This window comes from Enterococcus avium (assembly GCF_002891025.1).
GTDB classification, from domain to species: domain Bacteria; phylum Bacillota; class Bacilli; order Lactobacillales; family Enterococcaceae; genus Enterococcus_A; species Enterococcus_A avium.
This window is the reverse complement of the sequence record NZ_NBSL01000003.1, coordinates 1,287,764-1,305,929: the sequence shown is the minus strand read 5'-3', so window position 1 is coordinate 1,305,929 and position 18,166 is coordinate 1,287,764. Positions and strand designations below refer to the sequence as shown.

The following is an 18,166-nucleotide window of genomic DNA, read 5'->3' as shown; positions in this document are numbered from 1 at the left end:
TATCCTGCTTTTTGGAGGATCACTTATGAAAATTTATTTAAATGATTACGAAACCGAAACCTTGGAAAAGGCGGAGAGTTTGCTGTTTAACGGCAATGGTTATATTGGTTTGCGGGGAAATCTGGAGGAGGACTACTACGATCATTTTTCTACCAACCGTGAGACCTATATCAATGGCTTTTACGAAACCAAAGAGCTGCACTATCCAGAGAAAATGTATGGCTTCACCCCGACAGGAGAAACCATGATCAGCGTGATCGACGGGCAAACAACCTTGATTACCATCGGTGGTGAACAGTTTTCCATTATGGAAGGAACAATCAGTGACAGTGAACGTTATTTGGATATGGAAAAGGGTATTACAGTTAGGAACTTAGTTTGGACTTCGCCGCAAGGCCGCCAAACAAAAATCACGATCTCGCGTTTAATCTCTTTCCATTATAAAAATCTTTTTTCACTGAAGATTGATTTCGAGCGTTTGAATCATCAAGAGGAAATTGAACTTACCACCCATTTAAATTTCTATCCAGTGCGCACGATTGATAAAAACGATCCGCGCATGAGCCATGACCTACAAAAGATTGTGATTAAGGAGATTGATTTAGCCAAAAAGAGCTGTGTATTCGGCACCGAGTATTCCCAATTGGAAGCGGAGTTAGTTTGGTCGATTGATAATCAGACAGTCGAACAAACGATTGAAGAGGACCGAATCGTGATTCGCACAAAGCTAGAGGGCGACAGCTATCAAAAAAATCTAAGCTATGCGTTTCAGCAGCAGAAGCACGAGAAAATTGAGTGCAGCTTTGCCAAACTAGTTCAGAAACAAATAGAATTTCTGAATGATTTTTGGCAAAGTGCGAAAGTAAACATCAAAAGTACAGATAACCTTGAAGAGAGTGTCAATTACAGTACCTTTGCTCTGCTTCAGTCACTTGGGACGAATCATACCACTAGCATTGCGGCTAAAGGTTTGAGCGGCAGCGGTTATGAAGGGCATTACTTTTGGGACGCGGAGATGTTTGTTTTTCCGGTCTTCTTGCATTTAAATCCACTGCTGGCGAAGCAATTGCTGACTTATCGCTATACTACTTTGGACAAAGCACGGGAGAATCGTCAGCTTTTCGGCTATCAAACAGGGGCACTCTATCCATGGCGAACGATCTCAGGCACTGAGTCTTCCCCATTTTTCGAAGGCGGGTCCGCGCAGCACCATATCAACGCAGATATTGCTTACGCGTTTATTCAATATTATCGTTATACGGACGATCTAGCCTTTATTGCGGACTGTGGATTTGAAGTTCTATTGGAAACGGCTCGTGTATTCAGCGAAATCGGCTACATGAAAAACGGCAAATTTCACATCGATAAAATTACCGGTCCAGACGAATACACGGTACTGGTTAATGACAACTATTACACCAATCAATTAGTTGCTTATCAATTCCAATGGCTCAATCGCTTCGCGAAATTATTGAGAGAGCATCATCCTGAAAGCTGGTCCGATTTGAACAAGAAGCTCCAGCTTCAAGAGTCAGAGTTACAGGATTTTGCGCAATTTTCAGCGGCGATGGCACTGCCTTTTGATGAAGAAAAAGGAATAATTGCTCAGGATCGGGATTTCTTGAATAAAAGCTTTTGGCCTTACTCTAAAGAAGAAACAAACTATCCTTTATTGCTCAATTATCATCCATTGACGATTTATCGTTATCAAATTTCTAAACAAGCGGATGCCGTACTAGCGTTGATGCTGTTTCCAGATTCCTTTGACAAGAAGACAACCGCTAAGAGTGTCGCTTACTACGATGAGGTAACGACTCATGATTCTTCTCTATCTTACTCGACATTTTCAACGGTATATAGTCGTTTGGGACAAGTAGAAAAAGGCTATGAATATTTTATCAAAAATGCCCGAACCGATCTAGATAACAGTCATAAAAATACGAAGGACGGTATCCATACCGCATCGATGGGCGGAACCTTCATGTCGATTGTTTATGGTTTTTGTAATCTTCAGATAGTGGAAGATAGGCTGACAATTGATCCCCATTTGCCGGCAGAGATCGACGAAATTGATTTTTATACCTATTTTAAAAATCAAAAGTATCGTGTTTACGTCAGTCATCAAGAGCATTGGATCGAAAAAGTCGCAAAGGAGCATCAATAAATGAAAGGTTTTGTATTTGATTTAGATGGTGTGATCACAGATACGGCAAAATACCATTATATTGCTTGGAAACAGCTAGCCGCTGAGATCGGGATTACGATCGATGAGGCCTTCAACGAACAGCTGAAGGGCATCAGTCGTCAGGATTCGCTGGCGCGGATTTTAGCCCAGGACGATAAACTGGATGTTTACTCCGACTTAGAATTAAATAGAATGGCAGAAAAAAAGAATCAGCACTACGTGGCATTGTTGGAGACGTTAGCGCCTGAAGACGTATTGCCAGGAGTCAGAGAATTCTTAGAGAATGCCCACGAGGTCGGAATTCCTTGCGCGATTGCCTCAGCATCAAAAAATGCCCCATATATTTTGGACAAATTGCAGATCAGCGACTATTTTTCCGGTATCGTTGATCCAACAACGTTGACAAAAGGCAAACCCGATCCAGAAATTTTTATCAAAGCTGCTGAATTAATAAATTTAAAGCCTGAAGAAGTGGTCGGCTTTGAAGACGCACAGGCAGGAATCGATGGAATCAAAGGTTGCGGGATGTATGCCGTCGGTATCGGGGCGGCGGAGCAGTTAAAAGGTGCTGATCGAGTAGTGAATGATTTTTCGGAATTGACTATCGAGGAATTGCTTTGCTTGTAGATAGTTAGAGACTACCAGAAATTTTGGTAGTCTTTTTTTCTGGAAAAAGGAGTGATTTGTTTATTTTCTTATTTTGATCTTATCACATCTCTTCTGATTTATTTAAAAAAATCGCGGTGAAGCAATTTTGCTTGGGTTACGTTCTATTTATTACGCGAAAAATCCTATTTTGCGAATTCAAAATTTTAAATTTTGTGAAGATTTTAAAATTGGTAGTGAGTTATTTAATGCGGTATCATTAACGCATACGAGAAAACAACAATGGTAAAAAGGAGAGGTCTAGCATGGAAATAAAGAAGCTTCAGCAAAGGCAATTGTTTTGTACTAAACGTGAAACTGTTGAGAAAAAAGTGGTTCAATATTTCGAAAAGACACAGGATGCAGATTCTGTCGTTGAATACGCGATTGCCCTCATGGTGCGTCACGCACTTGTTCTGGGAGATTTTTCATTGTTGTTTCAGGATGTGATTCGTGAGATTTATAGCCATGCTAGACCCAGCAATACACTGAAAAATTTTTGCCCTACTTCCAATCTTATTTCAACGATTCAGAGTGGCAGCAGATCATAAAGCGGTTATTTATCAGTGAGAAAAAATACAAAAAGGCGACAAAAAATACACGGATTCAAGCTAGTTATTTGAAGAATACGGGGAGTGCGGCCATTACGAAAGAATTTGGTAGTTATACTCTTGTGACGATTTATAAGGATGCCAGCGGGAAGAAGCATACTTGGAGATTAAGAGATGCTGACCCGAGGAATACTGTTGAAGAGACGGAACGGATACTTGAGATTTTGACTAATCTAACAATCTTTCAAAAGGATGGCGTGCGTCGCTTTGCCGAATACATTGATTATGATTGTGCAGGTACCACTATTGTCTCCAGTTCACGGGGAACAACAGAACAGACACAGGCGGCAATCTCACTCCAACATGACGATTCACTTGCTGAAGATGCGGACTTTTTGGAGGGGTATGATCTAAATACTCTTAGTAAAGAGTCGCTGATTGTATTAATAAAGCAGATATTTAAAGAAGCAAAAGCAGTAATGCTGGAGGAAGAATCGTTCTTTTCAAATGGGAAACTGTCGACATTTAATCAGTCATTTGGCGCTGAATCAGATTTAGATGATAGGATCAGTTCATTTGACAAGGAAACGAATTAACATCAGTCAGATAACGTATCCAGCGAAACCGATGGAGCAGATGAGAAGATTTCAGCCTTGGCTTTAGCAGATACCGCCATTGTGGAAGAAATTTTACCGGAAAAATCCGTGGTTAATAAAAAAACAAAAAGACCAAGTAAAGAGAAAAGAAAACTCTTAAAGAAGTTTCAGGATAATCATAAGCGCACTTGAGAAAAATTTTTTGTAACTGGATAGTACCGTAAACGGAGCTTCAAAAAAATAATCTTGATGCGGCAATCATAAAGTCAGTCTGCTTTCTCAGCAGTTCTCATTTTTCCGATGGACTTCCTAGTTGTAAACGAATACAATTGCATTAATACTAGCTTTTCAGTAGGCAATTGTGGAGGCGAAGAGATGGAATTTATTGGGGTTTTGTGTCTGATTTTAGTGAGCGTTACCGTAGCAAGTCACTTCTCAAGAAGAATAGGTATACCAGCGGTGATTGGACAATTACTCGTAGGGATTGTACTGGGAAACGGGGGATTAAAAATCGTTCATCCAGATATTCTGGTGACGGATTTTTCTGAGATCGGGGTCATTTTACTAATGTTTCTAGCAGGTATTGAAAGTAATTTGCCTCTGCTGCGAAAATATTTCCGCCCTGGAGTTTTTGTGGCTTTACTGGGAATTCTGTTTCCGCTGTTATTAGGGACAGGGAGTGGGAGTCTTTTTGGTGTTCCAATGAATCAGTCCTTTTTCTTCGGACTGGTTTTAGCCGCAACTTCTGTCAGTATTTCGGTGGAGGTCTTGAAGGAGCTGAAGGTAGTCAACACAAAAGAAGGCTCAACGATTCTCGGTGCTGCTGTGGTTGACGATATTTTGGTAGTATTGATCGTCAGCTTGTGCATGCCGCTTTTAGGCGTGGAGAATGGCAATGAAAAGCCGCTTGGTTTTATGCTGCTGGCACAGGTTTTGTTTTTCATAGCGGTCTTTTTCTTGATTCGGTGGGGCGCTCCGTACTTAATGAACTTGAGTAAAAAAATCTTTGCCCAGTCTTCAGTAATCATCGTGTCTTTGACCTTATGTTTAAGTATGTCCTACTTGGCTGATTTCATTGGATTAAGTTCAGTGATTGGTGCTTTTTCAACAGGAATTGCCATCGGTCAGACCAATGTTTGGAAGGATGTCCGCTACAATATTGAAGCGATCGGCTATGCGGTGTTCATTCCAGTCTTTTTCATCAGTATCGGCTTAGAAGTTACCTTTGAAAATTTATCGAAGCAATTGCTTTTTGTCCTTGTTTTTACTACTATTGCTATTTTTTCAAAACTGCTCGGCGGATATTTAGGGGGAAGATTTTCTGGATTTGATAATCAGAGCAGCTTGATGGTGGGCTCGGGAATGGTCTCTCGAGGTGAGATGGCCTTAATTATTGTTCAATTAGGGTTTCAGGCCCATTTGGTTGTAGGAAAATATTACTCAGCGATTATTCTAGTAATCCTATTTACGACATTATCCTCGCCTTTTTTACTAAAATACTTTACAAAAAAACTCTATGCATGAAAATTGGCAGCCTATCGAGTTATAAAGCGATAGGATGTTTTTCTTCATTAATTTTTTGCATAAGCGATCACTGGTGACAATAAAAGAAAACTAATAAGTGTTCCTTCTCGTACCATCAAAGTCAGATGGAAAAAATAAGTTAAAACTAATGCAATCAGGATACAAAATAGATCAATACTATAGCGATAAGATTTAAAACTGCGCTGAGTTCGTTCGGAAAGAAAGAGACAAAACGTCTCGATTGGAAATTTGAGTAATTGGTATTTCAAAACCTTTCCTGTCCCGATCCCCGCGATAATTGTTCCTAGAATAAATAGCAGGCATTTTAATAGATAGGAATGTAACGTAAAAAGCGGAAAAAGAAAATAAGTAAACAGATTGATGGTTGAGCCGAAAAACAGCAAGGCAATACTCATTATCAGATAATTTTTTATTCTTAGCTGTGGGTCCAGCAGCAGACAAGCAATCAAAAATAGAAAATTCAATCCAGCAGTGATTGTGCCGATCTTTATTTGGCTAAATTCGGCAAGTGTGGCATTTAGCGAGTTGAAGCTGCTGATGCCGATGCTGGCTTTTAAGGTCAAGCTGATGCCAAAAGCGCTGATCAGATAATACAGAAACGAGAGAGTTAATTTTTTTTGATTCATGATAGTTGTTCCTCCAATAACTAATTGATAGGATGAGTATGACGGAAATAAAAAGTTGTAACTAGGAGATATAGCCTAATGAGAAAAAAAGAAAAGTATACTGAGGCAACTTGTCAGCTAGATTTTCCTTTTTTATCGCCATCGATTTTAAGCCAAAGTTTTTTGATGGACTTTGATCGAAATGAAAAAATTGTTGATCAAATGCTAGAGCTGCGATATTTATTTATCATTTTGGAAGGAAAAGCACGGATTATTCAGCAAGAACCAAATGGGAAAAGTATCATTTTGCAGTTTCTGGAAGTAGGGGATCTGATTGGTGAGCTGACCTTAGTAAAAGCTGAAGAAGCACCTAAGGATGTAATCGCCATCGGAGCAGTTCGCTGTTTGGCTATTCCATTAAATGTAGTCGAGACTACTTTAATGAAGCGAGTAGAATTCCCTACATTTATCGCTCAATACATAGGAAAGAAATTATTACTGCGAATGGAACATTTTTCTCATGCTCAAACCTTTGAGCTGAAATATCGCCTAGCTTCATTATTGTTGGAAGTTGCGGTAAATGATCAATACACTGAAAACAATACGCAGATTGCTGATTATCTAGGCGTCAGCTATCGTCATCTGACCTATACATTTAAATTTTTGCGTGAAAATGGGTACATTGAAAGGAATAAGATGGGTTATTTGATCCATCCAGCAAAGCTGCGCAGATTGATCAAAGCAGGGAATGAAGCTTAAAAAACCAAGCAAACAAAACCTTATATTTCAATAAAAGGAAAAAAACTCCTGAATTTTAAAAAAAATTAGGAGTTTTTTGTTTTGGAAAAATTTTTTTTGGTATAGGTGAATAATTTTAATAACCAGATTGAAATTATTCTAAAATAGATTGTTATTTAATCTGCCTTTTTCCTCTTGTTCTATCCCGCGAACCAAACAAGATTTATAGGTTCAACTCTTGAAAATTGATTGAGGCTTGGAAGGTGAAGAGATTCCATTTCAATCGTGATAAAAGCTGATTGATTTGTAACTCAGACAGATTGAAAAAAATCTGATGTGAACAAGAATACTTCAAAAGGATGTCCTCTTTATCGCTGATACTTTTAGTTTACAAAGAACCAAATAGCACTAAAAGAACGCTCAGCCCTGTCAGTGTGAATAGCTATCTGAATTACGAAAAGCGACAAAACAACGTTTAGAGGAATTTGTATTTAATGTAACAAATCCACTTCAAAGAGGATAGAGCTAAATTCGTAATCTATTTGTAATGTAACATAGATTATTTATTTAACAAAAAATATACGTAATTCGCTTTGGTTTTGCTAAAAATAAATTGAAATTGAATTGGTTATAAGTTAATTCTAAATTTATTTAAAAATAATTATAAAAACTGGCTATTAAATGTGATAGGATTTTGATTGTGAAGGAGGTGAGAAAGAAATGAACCAGCGGAGAATAATTTTTTTCTTGTTACTAATTATTTTACTCCCAAATCTGAATGTCTTTTCTGCAGGTGCTGAAGAAATAACGAATTCTACCAGTTCATCTGAGAAACCGAACCAAAGTATAGAGGATAGCATGAAGCTCAACGAAATTGCAAATCCTGCTGAAACCGATACAAGCAAGGTGGATGAAACGACAGAGTCAACAGCGTCTTCAGAAGAAGCGAGAGAAGCAACAAAAGATTCTGAAACAGAAGAAAAAACGACGGAAAGTTCAGAAACAAAAGAGGATAGTGAAGAGGTCGAAAAGGCTGATTTGCGCCTTTTGGCAGCCAATGAGGCGGAAGTAAGTACATGGGCTGATTTTGTAAATGCTATTCGAGACGAAACCATCACCAAAATTATCCTTGCCGCAAGCTTCGATAATCCTAGTGCATCAGATACAAGGCTTTCTGCCTATGCCAGAAAAAATGATTTAGAGATTGACGGGCAGGGGCACCGAGTGAATTTTAAAGATTCGTCGATCTATTTAGCTTCACCACAAAATGCTATTGGGTCCTTCCACATGCATGATATTGTGTTAAATCAAACCTATGCTGGAGCCTATTCAGAAGATATCGTCGGAACTCGATTGATTACTGCGAACGGTGTCAAGTGGAAATATCGATTTGGGAATATCACCGCTGAGTCGGGGGTGCAGCGATTAGCCAGAGCCTCTCATTCAGAGGTGAGAGTATATGGCGATATGGATATTAATACACGAGCGGAAAATTTCTATTTAGGCAGTCTTATTATGGAGGATGGAACCCAATATAAAGGGAACGTAAACTACTATAATTTCTCTGTCTTTTGGTACAACGATGCAGCGAATGCTGGATCAACCGGAGCTTCCAGAGAGTTTACAATCGGGAAGAATTGTCGTGTCGACGTTGGACAAACGCAAACTGCGGGGCGTACATATCCTGCTGTTTATCATCATTATCTTGCTCTAACGGTTGGCGAAAACAGTGTGTACAACGTGGACATGCCAGGAAATGCGGTACGTTTTGATGATGCTGGTGCCGGAATGACAATCAAAAAAGGTGCTGTCGTGAATTTGACGAGTAAACAAGCATCTGGTTCAGTAGTGGCCTTTAGTAACAATAATACCTATCTGAATGCAGAACCTGGGAGCTATCTTTATGTCATTGGGACAAGTAGTCAGCCTTTGATCAATTTAGCGGCGGATGCTACAGGAATCGCGAGTGTCAATCGAACAGGGAATTCCTTAACATTAAACAGCCCTGCTCAATATGATTTGCGAAATTTACATGATAGTCGAACGGCGGTAAATGTTGCTTATGGGAATACTGCAAATAATAAATTCTCTATTCTTGATTCAGATATCGATTTATGGAAGGTCGGTGTTCCAGTTCTTGGACCATCTAATGAAACCTATGCTAAAGTTCCAAGTCTTGAGGTAGTTGGGAGCGGAAGCGGAGAAGTTGTAACGACATCGGTTGCTTCACTGAATCAATTCAAACAGGCAAACTACCGTCGAATTTCAGGAATGAATCAGAATCCAAAGATTGAATGGACGCCGGTTACAGATGCGGATAAAACAATTAAGGGTCGTGTGATTATTGGGGAAGTACCTGATAATAATGGTTTAGTCGCTGGAGAAATCAAATACATTCCGGTCTATGCCTCAGAGAATCAGGCGAAGCTCACTTTGACTGATACTTATGGGAATGTTCGAGACAATCTATTCACAGATGTAAATGGCTATGCTTCTTACTCAGATACAAATGACCCAATTCAATTTCAAAAAGCTGGTGAAAAAATTTCAGGTATCGCTGAACGGGGACCTTGGCTCACACCAGATCCAATTGAAACGACCGTTATTGATGCAACACCACCAGAACCCGCTAAAGTAGATCATTCGGACGCCATCCAAAGTACGACTACTAAGCTAACGGGAACTGGGGAGCCTAATAGCATTATAACATTAACCGTTAATGATCAGCCATCGGGGATTCCAGGACAGCTGGTCGGCGCGGATGGAAAATGGGAAATTGATATCTCTAGTTTGAATCTTGTGAAGGACGATGTTCTTCAATTCTTTTTACAAGACCAAAGTGGACCTATTACTGAACTTAGTGAAGCAGAACGTCCAAGCACAAATAACGCGATCGGTAATATCAATCCAAAAACTGATTTGAATTATCGTGATGCGACATTCAAGGCAGCGACAAAAGCCACCGTGGTAGGGTATCTATCTTTGGCCTCAGTGCCGGAAGGACTAGAGTTTGGAAACAATCAAGTGTCGAACAAGACACAAGAGTATCGTCCAACAGTCAATGGTGATCTGGTTGTTTCAGATACTCGCGGCGGAGCGAAAAAGCCTTGGCGCTTAACGTTAAGTCAATCAGAAGAGCTGACAAACGGCACGGTATCGCTTGGAGATACGCTTTATTACACCTCTCAATTAGGGGAAAAGCAAATTACGACAGCGACACAAATCGTTGAGTCGGGAACCTTTGCCTCTGATGGCTCAAAGAATATATCGGCTGATTGGCAAGGCAGCAACGGGTTCAAGCTGACGGTCCCGGTCGAAAAACAACGTGTCGGAGACTATTCAGGAAAATTGTCATGGAAACTAGAAGATGTCCCAGGAAATTAGGTGAGTAGATGAGACGATTAGTTATAAATAGTTTATTGATCATGCTGGCGCTCTTTACTACTGTGCCTGTCTTTGCGGCAGATGCTAACTATGATAGTAACGGGGTTACAGCGTTTTACGGAAAATATGAATACCCAAAAGATGAACCAGAAAAAGAACAGCCGTTGGAAAATGAAGAAGACAACCAAGCCTCCGTGAATGGAGAAACACGCGGAACAGCAGGTGAGACGACAAATCAATTAATAAGCAGATTGCCGTCTTATAAAGGAGAAGGCACCATCATTCCGGCGACGGGAGATACCTCAAATCTATTCGCTACATTGAGTGGTTTTTTCTTATTGTCACTCGTCTTTTTTAAACTGAAGGAGGAGGAGAATGGTGAAAAAAATTCAATTATTTAGTTTTCTTCTCCTGCTCTTTACAACCTCTGTTGGACAAAAAGCTGTACTGGCTGATACTACAGATACACATATGAAGTACCAAAGCGGTGGAGAGACAACGGTTAAGCCGCTTGATCCTTTGCTGCCGGACCCGTTAAAACCAGTGGTACCTGTTGATCCTACTAATCCAGCTGGTCCGATGGAAGGTACTGGCGGCAGTCTTTCCTTTGATTTTGCCTCTAGCTTTCAATTTGGAAGTCAGGCAATTTCGACTAAAGATCAAACATATTATGCGCTACCGCAGGAATACACTGATTTTGACGGAACGAAGAAAAAGGGCCCCAACTATGTTCAAGTAACGGATGTTCGCGGAACTGGCTCAGGTTGGCAATTGAGCGTGAAACAAAATGGTCAATTCCAAACCGCTGAAGCGCAAAAGCTTGCAGGTGCTGAACTATGGCTTAAAAATGGTGAAATGATCTCGACTCTTCCAGATTCTTATGCACCAAGCGCCAAGGAAACGATCGAAATGCCATTGGATTCGGAAGTCAATGTTATAACTGCGAACAATGAACAAGGAATTGGCACTTGGCTGTATCGGTTTGGCTCAGATGAAACCAGCGGCGGACGTTCGGTTCAGTTAAACGTTCCCGGCAGCTCGGTAAAATATGCAAAAAAATATCAAACTTCCCTAACATGGAGTTTAAAAGATGTACCTTAAGGAAACCTAAAAACTTTATTACGAGGAGAACATGACGATGAAAAACGTAAAATTAATGACAGTCGCAACATTAGCAGCGTTATCTTTATCAACTGTTGGCGGACTGATTACACAGGCGGACACAGTTGATTACGATTCAAACGGTGTAGTGGAATTTATTCCAAATACTGACCCGACAAAACCAGTTGACCCAACTGATCCAGACCCAACGAACCCAGTTGATCCAGTTGATCCGACTGATCCAACAGGTCCCAAGCCAGGAACAGACGGTCCGTTGTCGATTGATTATGCTTCATCATTAGACTTTGGGGTAAATAAAATTACCAATAAAGATGAAGTCTACTATGCAAGAGCTCAACAATACAAAGATGGACATGCGGCAACACCGAACTATGTTCAGGTTTCTGATAATCGCGGAAACAATGCCGGATGGACCTTGAAAGTAAAACAAAATGGCCAATTCAAAGCAACCGGTACATTGAACGATACATTGACAGGCTCTCAAGTAAAACTTGTTAGTCCGACCGTAAACAGCAACTCAACAGCTGTGTTTCCAACAGCAGCGGCAACGATCGAGCTTGATCCAGCTGGGACAGAAAGTTTAGTGATGTCAGCGAAAGTGAATCAAGGTGCTGGAACTTATTCTAACCATTGGGGAACAGTCGAAACGGTCAAAGAAAAAGATAAAGACGGAAATGAAGTAGATGCTGAAGTAACCAAGGCTGTCACGTTAGCAGTACCCGGCAGTACACCCAAAGATGCAGTGAAATACAGCACCTCATTAACATGGAGCTTATCAGACGTACCAGGCAACTAACACTAACTTAGGAGGATGACTACAAATGAAAAAATTTGGTTCTTTATTTTTAGCTACTGCTATCTTAGCAGGAATCACCTTAGCACCAGCTGTGAGTTTTGCGGCTGATGGCGGGGAATACGATACAAACGGTGTGATTACTTTCACCCCAAATAACGGAACTACTGATCCGGTTGATCCGGTGGACCCGACTAATCCGGTTAAGCCGGTTGATCCAACTGATCCAAGCGGGCCAAAACCAGGTACGGCTGGCCCATTGTCGATTGATTATGCGTCAAGTCTAGATTTTGGTTCACAAAAAATTACTTCTAAAGATGAGATCTATAAAGCAAAAGCGCAAAAATATCTTGATAAGGACAACGTAGAAAAAACGGGGCCTAACTTTGTACAAGTAACTGATAATCGTGGAACTGAAAAAGGCTGGACATTGCAGATGAAGCAAAACAGTCAATTTACGACAGCAGATGCCGACGAGTTGACAGGCGCAGAAATCACTTTCAAAAATGGGAATGTAGTAACTGCCTCCGATTCAGAAAAACCAACAGGACAGGCAACGATCGTCGCTGATCCATCTGGAGATTTGAAAAATGTTATGTCGGCGAAAGATGGTCAAGGTGCTGGAACATATTTACTTGATTGGGGTACAGATGCCGCAACCGCAGCTGAAAGTATTGAATTGAGCGTACCTGGCTCAACAACGAAATATGCGAAGAAATATTCAACAACATTTACTTGGGTTCTTAGTGACACACCAGGAAACTAATTAAAAAAGAAGAATGAAGAAGGGGTGTTTTCCAGCATCCCTTTCTTTCACTGAAAGGATAACGGTACGATGAAATTTAGAAAATTTGTGATGCTGGCAGTTGCCATTTTAAGTAGTTTGATGCTGACGACACCGGGAATCGCATCGGAGTTCAATTTTGCGGTGACTCCTAAAGCGTCAGAAAATCAAATCGACAAGCAAAAGACGTATTTTGATTTATTATTGGCTCCTAACCAAGAGGATACCCTGACTGTAGACCTGCGGAATGATACAGATAAAGAAGTCGTGATCGAAGCACAGATAAATAGTGCAACAACAAATGGCAATGGTGTCGTTGAGTACAGTAAGAATGAGATCAAGCCTGATGAAACATTAAAATACAATATAAAAGACTATGTAGAAGCGCCCGAAGAGATCACACTAAAACCGCAATCAGCGGCTGAATATAAAGTAAAAATACATATGCCAAATGAAAAATTTGCTGGTGTTATTGCCGGCGGGATCACGTTTAAGGAAAAAACAACGGATCAAACAAACATTTCTTCAGATAAAAATGATAAAGGCTTGGCAATCAAGAATGAATATTCTTATGTTGTAGCTTTATTAATGCGCCAAACAACTGAGAATGGTTCACCAGACTTGAAGCTGCAGCGCGTGATTCCTAATCAACGAAATGCTCGTAATGTCATTCAAGGGAATCTGCAAAATCCTAATGGGACCTACTTGAATCAATTAGCGACTAAGACGATTATCACAAAAAAAGGCAGCTCCGAAGCACTTTATACGGATGAACAATCCGATATGCAAATGGCGCCGAATTCCAATTTTAATTTATCAGTACCGCTAAAAGGGGACCGCTTAAAGGCTGGAAAATATACCATGAAAATTGAGGCGTACGGTCAACAGGATCAAAATGGCAGCTATTCGTTTCAAAAAGAAGGCAGCCAGAAAGAAGAAAACTATCGCTACCATTGGACGTTGGAAAAGGATTTCGAGATTAAAGCAGATGTGGCTAAAAAATTAAATGATTCAGATGTCACGATCAAGAAAGATTATACATGGTTGTATATTCTAATTGGAGTGATTCTGCTATTACTGATCGTCATATTCTTAGTATGGCGCAAGAAGAAAAATGACAAAAAAGATCCGGTTTAGCCTCATTTTGATCTACTGTACGGCAGTAACATTATTATTTCTGCCATTTATTAAGCAAACGCTGATCATCTATCGAACGCAAAATGTCATGATCAGCCAGAAAAAAACAGTCACGCCTGCTGAAGAAATCCCATTAGAGGCTGTTCAGCCGCCAGATTTATCAGCTGTTTTAGCCTTTAAAGAAAACCAAACATTTCAATCAGCTGGACAGCTCGTTATCCCAAAAGTCGAGATCGGTCTGCCGCTTTTTTCAGGAGTGACGAATGACCAGCTTTTGGTCGGTGCAGGGACATTATTTCCAGAGAGAAAAGCGGAAAACCAAAATATCGTTGTGATTGGCCATCACTTAGGACGAAATGAGTTATTGTTTGGCAAATTGTTGGAAATGACTGTCGGCGATACGGTTTATTTGGAATATCAGAACCAGTTTTATCAATACAAAGTCAGTCAGACGAAAATGATTCATCAAACCGAACTTCAGGTTTTAGAAGATAATGGTAAAGCCGAGCTAACATTAATTACCTGTGATAAGCCGACTCATACTGAGCAGCGTTTTGTGGTAAAAGCTGAGCTGGTTCAGCAACCAACAAAAGTGATTAAACAAAAGCTGATTGAACATAAAAACCGCATACAGCATAAAAACAATCGACAAAATCAAAGCTACTGTATAATTGTATGGATTCTTTTTCTAGTTAGTTTGGTGATTGGAACAAGAATGATCATTAAAATCAGCAGGTAGTCTCATGGAAGGAGTGATAAGATGAAAAAAATGATGGCAAAATCATTGGTGGTAGTCTTTGGAGCATCGATTTTTCTATATTCAGAGCATGTATTAGCCAATACTGTTATTTATGATCCGCTGAATCCGCACAATACGATCACTCCAATACCCAATGCTGACCCTGAGCCGAGTGAATACCTGATAGATGGCGAAATAACGATGGAATCTGCTGAGTCGACGCCATCGCAGGATCAAAAAGATAATACAAATGTGGAAAACACGCAAAATAATGAAGTTCAAAGCAGCACCGTTCAAGTCGTGAGTCAGTCAGTAGCCTTATTGCCGACAGACGAGCTGAAGCAGGAGGAGAAAACAGAAGATTTCTCAATACCAGATCCTTATCTGCCAAAAATGAAAAATCATCATAAAAATCAAGTCCTGATGTTAGACGATGATTTCTTTTCTTCCACGAAAAGTACAGCTTTGCCTCCTGATAGCGGCGGAGGCAAGGCTGGATCACTTAATAACTTTGCGGATATCGCACAAAGTGCCTACTTACTATCAGGTGTCGTCTTATACGGCGAAGCGAACGGAAAATTGGCAGCAAGGATGAGTGATTATTTTGCTGGATAGTTTATTAGCAAAGGAAGAGTGGCGGAAGTATCAGCTTTTACGGCAATTAGAGCGAAGTTCTTATTTTGCGTTGTCTAAAAAAGAGATCATGGATCATTTAGAGATTTCCAACTATGTGCTTAAAAGTACGATAGAGCAGTTGATCCAGGATCTTGAAAAATATGGTTTGGCTCAGGAAATTCATGTTTTTTTAGAGGAACCCTTTGTTCAATTAGAAATTACCGGAACGGCCAGTTCTGAGACACTTTTAGAAAAATATGTGGAAGAATCAATTGGCTTTAATATTTTATTGAGGGCTGTTTTAGGAAACTTCAAGTCATTGAATGAGTTTTCCGAAAAATCAATGATCAGTTATCCGATTGCATACAATAATTATAAGCTATTGAACAAGTATCTTGCTAAGTACGAGATGACCATCGATAAAAAATTCCGAGTAAGCGGTGAAAATGAAAAGAATATCCGTTTATTCTTAACCGAACTTTTTTCACGTGTATACAAAGGTCGCTGCCAAATTTTCGATCAATCGAAGGACGGTCATATTCAAGAAAAACAAATGACACTGGAAGATGGTAAGATGACTATTCATCAAAGAATCAGCTTGCAGCACTACCTTCACATAACGAATTTACGAATCAAGCAGCGAAAGTTTGTTGAGAGACGAACCGCTGATGTTTTATCCAGAGAAGCTATCAAACAAGCTATGGAAGAGTCATTTTTTGAACGGGTTCCAATCGAATCTCGCGAAGCAGAAGTGATTGCCTTTTTGAATTATTATTATTCTCGCTCAGAGGAATTGAGTAAAAATCTACGATTGAATGCGAATAAGCAAATTATGACATGGAGCAAAAATTTGCTGACAAGCCTTATTCAATATTTCCCTAAGTTAATTGAGAGTCCAGAAAAGTATGAATGTTTTCTGATGAGGAGTCATATTTTGCATTTTCAATTGAAGGAGGTCAGCCAAGCCAGTGAGACGCTGCAGCCAGAAATCAACATTGCTTACTTTCAGCAAAATTATCCAACAATATTAGAATTTTGCAGGGTATATGTGAAGCAGCTGCAAGAAAAAGATTCTGAATTGTATAAAAAGAAGAAGCAGGTTCTTTTTCAATATCTTTTTCTAATTTTAGATTCATTTCCAAAAGATGTTTTGGTTGAACCCATCAACGTATACGTCGATTTTTCCTTCGGCAGTCTGTATAATCAGTTTATTACGGAGAATCTCAATTTCTTTCATCTAGTTGGCGCAAAGATTATTACAGATGTTGAAGCTGCAGATATTCTATTGACTGATTCCAGAGATTTAGGAAACGCGTATCATATAGATTGTGTCGTTTGGCTTTCTCCTCCGCGCCCGCTAGATTGGGCGAATTTAGGGCAGAAAATCATTCAAAAAAGAACAGAAAAATCGAATATGACGTAGAAAGAGTATTTCTTTCTGCGTTTTTTTTGATTGATTTTTTGTTGTATTTGCAACGAAAACGACTTATGATACGTTTATAGGATAGGAGGTTGAAAAGGATAGAATTTCTTAGAGATATAGGAAAGATCGCCAGAGCCTTAGATTCCATCGCGAACATCGAGTTTAAGGAGTACCAACTTTCCAAAGGCCAGTATTTATATTTGATACGAATTTTCGAAAATCCCGGCATCATTCCAGATAGATTAGCCGAAATGATCAAGGTGGATCGCACGACGGCTGCGCGAGCGATTAAGAAGCTTGAGGAAAAAGGTTTTATTAGAAAAGAAGCAGATGACGTAAATAAAAAAATTCGACGGTTATTTGTAACAGAAGATGGCGCAAAGCTAGTTCCGATCATTCAACTAGAAAATCAATATTCCAATCAAATCGCTTTGCAAAACCTGTCAAAAAAGGAAATTGAAGCATTTTCCAAAGCATTAAAAATTGTGGCAGCAACGATTGACAAAGAGTGGACCTCCGTCAAAAAAGGCAATAAAAGACCCTATCTGGAGCAAATAAACGAATGAGGAGCAAACAAATGACAAACTTTATTGCAGATCCATCTTTTTGGGAGGTTTTCCCTGAAGCGCAAATCAATGTATTACTCGTAAAAGGAATCGGAGACAATCACTCGAAGGAAAATGATCCCTACTTGACCAAATTATTAGCAGAAGGAAAAGAAGCCGCCAAGCAATTTCTAACAGAGGAAACCTTTAGTCAAAACCTCGTCGTTGCCCAATGGCGCGGCGCCTTCAGTCAATTCAAAACAAAAAAGGGCGCTCGTTCGTCAATTGAAGCGTTACTGAAAAGAGTCAGTCAGGATCGTGAGTTTCGACCCATCAATCCGCTAGTCGATATTTACAATAGTATCTCATTGGAGTTCGCTGTGCCCTGCGGCGGGGAAGACCTGCAAAAAATTGTAGGCGATATTCATTTGGGTCAAGCAGCTGGCGGAGAAGCGTTTTTACCTTTAGGCGCTGAAGCTGATGCCCCCGCTTTACCGGAAGAGATCATCTATTATGACGAAAAAGGTGCAATTTGCCGCTGCTTGAATTGGCGAGAAGCCCAACGGACAATGCTGACAGAAGAAACTCAAGATGTCATTTTCTTTATGGAATCGGTCACTAGCGAACAAGCAACACGTGCCAATCAAGCGATGCAGGAATTGAAAAGACGGATCGCGGATTATTTTGGTGTTGAAGGAATCGATTTTGTTGTAGATTCCGAGCATAGAAAAGTGAAGGCATAACGATTAAAAGCAAGGT

Annotated in this window: 19 protein-coding genes; 18 read left to right on the top strand and 1 reads right to left on the bottom strand. The window is 40.0% G+C overall.

The window, feature by feature from the left end; translation table 11 throughout:
• Nucleotides 1-25 precede the first annotated feature (25 nt).
• The 6 genes from AUF14_RS21905 to AUF14_RS21890 all read left to right on the top strand — a co-directional run bounded on the left by AUF14_RS21905 (nucleotide 26) and on the right by AUF14_RS21890 (nucleotide 5,501).
• Nucleotides 26-2,164 carry a glycoside hydrolase family 65 protein gene (locus AUF14_RS21905; RefSeq protein WP_070504663.1) on the top strand — a complete coding sequence of 713 codons (2,139 nt, stop codon included), beginning with the start codon at nucleotides 26-28 and terminating at the stop codon, nucleotides 2,162-2,164.
• A complete protein-coding gene (pgmB, locus tag AUF14_RS21900; RefSeq protein ID WP_070504665.1) occupies nucleotides 2,165-2,812 on the top strand; it encodes a beta-phosphoglucomutase in 648 nt (215 codons plus the stop codon).
• Nucleotides 2,813-3,096: 284 nt separating this feature from the next.
• Nucleotides 3,097-3,381, top strand: a complete 285-nt coding sequence (locus AUF14_RS23010; RefSeq protein ID WP_227656424.1) for a hypothetical protein — start codon at nucleotides 3,097-3,099, stop codon at nucleotides 3,379-3,381.
• Nucleotides 3,330-3,977, top strand: a complete 648-nt coding sequence (locus AUF14_RS23005) for a hypothetical protein (RefSeq protein WP_227656423.1) — start codon at nucleotides 3,330-3,332, stop codon at nucleotides 3,975-3,977. Before AUF14_RS23010 ends, AUF14_RS23005 begins: the two co-directional genes overlap by 52 nt.
• A 57-nt stretch (nucleotides 3,978-4,034) precedes the next feature.
• Entirely contained in the window at nucleotides 4,035-4,169 is a 135-nt protein-coding gene (locus AUF14_RS23205) for a hypothetical protein (RefSeq protein WP_256278189.1), read from the top strand.
• Nucleotides 4,170-4,352: 183 nt separating this feature from the next.
• Nucleotides 4,353-5,501, top strand: coding sequence for a cation:proton antiporter (locus tag AUF14_RS21890; RefSeq protein ID WP_049220317.1), 1,149 nt, complete (start codon nucleotides 4,353-4,355; stop codon nucleotides 5,499-5,501).
• Nucleotides 5,502-5,548: 47 nt separating this feature from the next.
• On the opposite strand, the gene AUF14_RS21885 is transcribed toward AUF14_RS21890, so the two are convergent.
• Complete coding sequence (locus tag AUF14_RS21885) at nucleotides 5,549-6,148, bottom strand: YczE/YyaS/YitT family protein (protein ID WP_016178032.1); 600 nt, start codon at nucleotides 6,146-6,148, stop codon at nucleotides 5,549-5,551.
• Between the two features lie 78 nt (nucleotides 6,149-6,226).
• On the opposite strand from AUF14_RS21885, the gene AUF14_RS21880 reads away from it, so the two are divergent.
• The 12 genes from AUF14_RS21880 to AUF14_RS21825 all read left to right on the top strand — a co-directional run bounded on the left by AUF14_RS21880 (nucleotide 6,227) and on the right by AUF14_RS21825 (nucleotide 18,150).
• A complete protein-coding gene (locus tag AUF14_RS21880; RefSeq protein WP_016178033.1) occupies nucleotides 6,227-6,886 on the top strand; it encodes a cyclic nucleotide-binding domain-containing protein in 660 nt (219 codons plus the stop codon).
• Between the two features lie 699 nt (nucleotides 6,887-7,585).
• On the top strand, nucleotides 7,586-10,249 hold the full coding sequence (locus tag AUF14_RS21875; RefSeq protein ID WP_070504668.1) for a pectate lyase-like adhesive domain-containing protein: 2,664 nt from the start codon (nucleotides 7,586-7,588) through the stop codon (nucleotides 10,247-10,249).
• A gap of 8 nt (nucleotides 10,250-10,257) precedes the next feature.
• Complete coding sequence (locus AUF14_RS21870) at nucleotides 10,258-10,650, top strand: LPXTG cell wall anchor domain-containing protein (protein ID WP_070504671.1); 393 nt, start codon at nucleotides 10,258-10,260, stop codon at nucleotides 10,648-10,650.
• Nucleotides 10,625-11,350: a WxL domain-containing protein gene (locus AUF14_RS21865; RefSeq protein WP_083291839.1), complete on the top strand. Its 726-nt coding sequence runs from the start codon at nucleotides 10,625-10,627 to the stop codon at nucleotides 11,348-11,350. The genes AUF14_RS21870 and AUF14_RS21865 overlap by 26 nt, the downstream gene beginning before the upstream one ends.
• A gap of 37 nt (nucleotides 11,351-11,387) precedes the next feature.
• Nucleotides 11,388-12,167 carry a WxL domain-containing protein gene (locus tag AUF14_RS21860; protein ID WP_070504674.1) on the top strand — a complete coding sequence of 260 codons (780 nt, stop codon included), beginning with the start codon at nucleotides 11,388-11,390 and terminating at the stop codon, nucleotides 12,165-12,167.
• Nucleotides 12,168-12,192: 25 nt separating this feature from the next.
• Nucleotides 12,193-12,930, top strand: coding sequence for a WxL domain-containing protein (locus tag AUF14_RS21855; protein WP_102866645.1), 738 nt, complete (start codon nucleotides 12,193-12,195; stop codon nucleotides 12,928-12,930).
• A 69-nt stretch (nucleotides 12,931-12,999) separates the two neighbouring features.
• Nucleotides 13,000-14,085 carry a DUF916 and DUF3324 domain-containing protein gene (locus tag AUF14_RS21850; RefSeq protein ID WP_070504680.1) on the top strand — a complete coding sequence of 362 codons (1,086 nt, stop codon included), beginning with the start codon at nucleotides 13,000-13,002 and terminating at the stop codon, nucleotides 14,083-14,085.
• Nucleotides 14,063-14,824, top strand: coding sequence for a class A sortase (locus AUF14_RS21845; protein ID WP_102866644.1), 762 nt, complete (start codon nucleotides 14,063-14,065; stop codon nucleotides 14,822-14,824). Before AUF14_RS21850 ends, AUF14_RS21845 begins: the two co-directional genes overlap by 23 nt.
• A 21-nt stretch (nucleotides 14,825-14,845) precedes the next feature.
• Entirely contained in the window at nucleotides 14,846-15,439 is a 594-nt protein-coding gene (locus AUF14_RS21840) for a hypothetical protein (protein WP_070504685.1), read from the top strand.
• Nucleotides 15,420-16,862: a helix-turn-helix domain-containing protein gene (locus tag AUF14_RS21835; RefSeq protein WP_227131710.1), complete on the top strand. Its 1,443-nt coding sequence runs from the start codon at nucleotides 15,420-15,422 to the stop codon at nucleotides 16,860-16,862. Before AUF14_RS21840 ends, AUF14_RS21835 begins: the two co-directional genes overlap by 20 nt.
• An 89-nt stretch (nucleotides 16,863-16,951) precedes the next feature.
• Entirely contained in the window at nucleotides 16,952-17,428 is a 477-nt protein-coding gene (locus AUF14_RS21830; protein WP_070504689.1) for a MarR family winged helix-turn-helix transcriptional regulator, read from the top strand.
• 11 nt (nucleotides 17,429-17,439) lie between these two features.
• The gene (locus AUF14_RS21825; RefSeq protein WP_070504691.1) at nucleotides 17,440-18,150 is read left to right on the top strand and encodes a B3/B4 domain-containing protein; all 711 of its coding nucleotides are present in this window, start codon (nucleotides 17,440-17,442) and stop codon (nucleotides 18,148-18,150) included.
• Nucleotides 18,151-18,166: the final 16 nt, after the last annotated feature.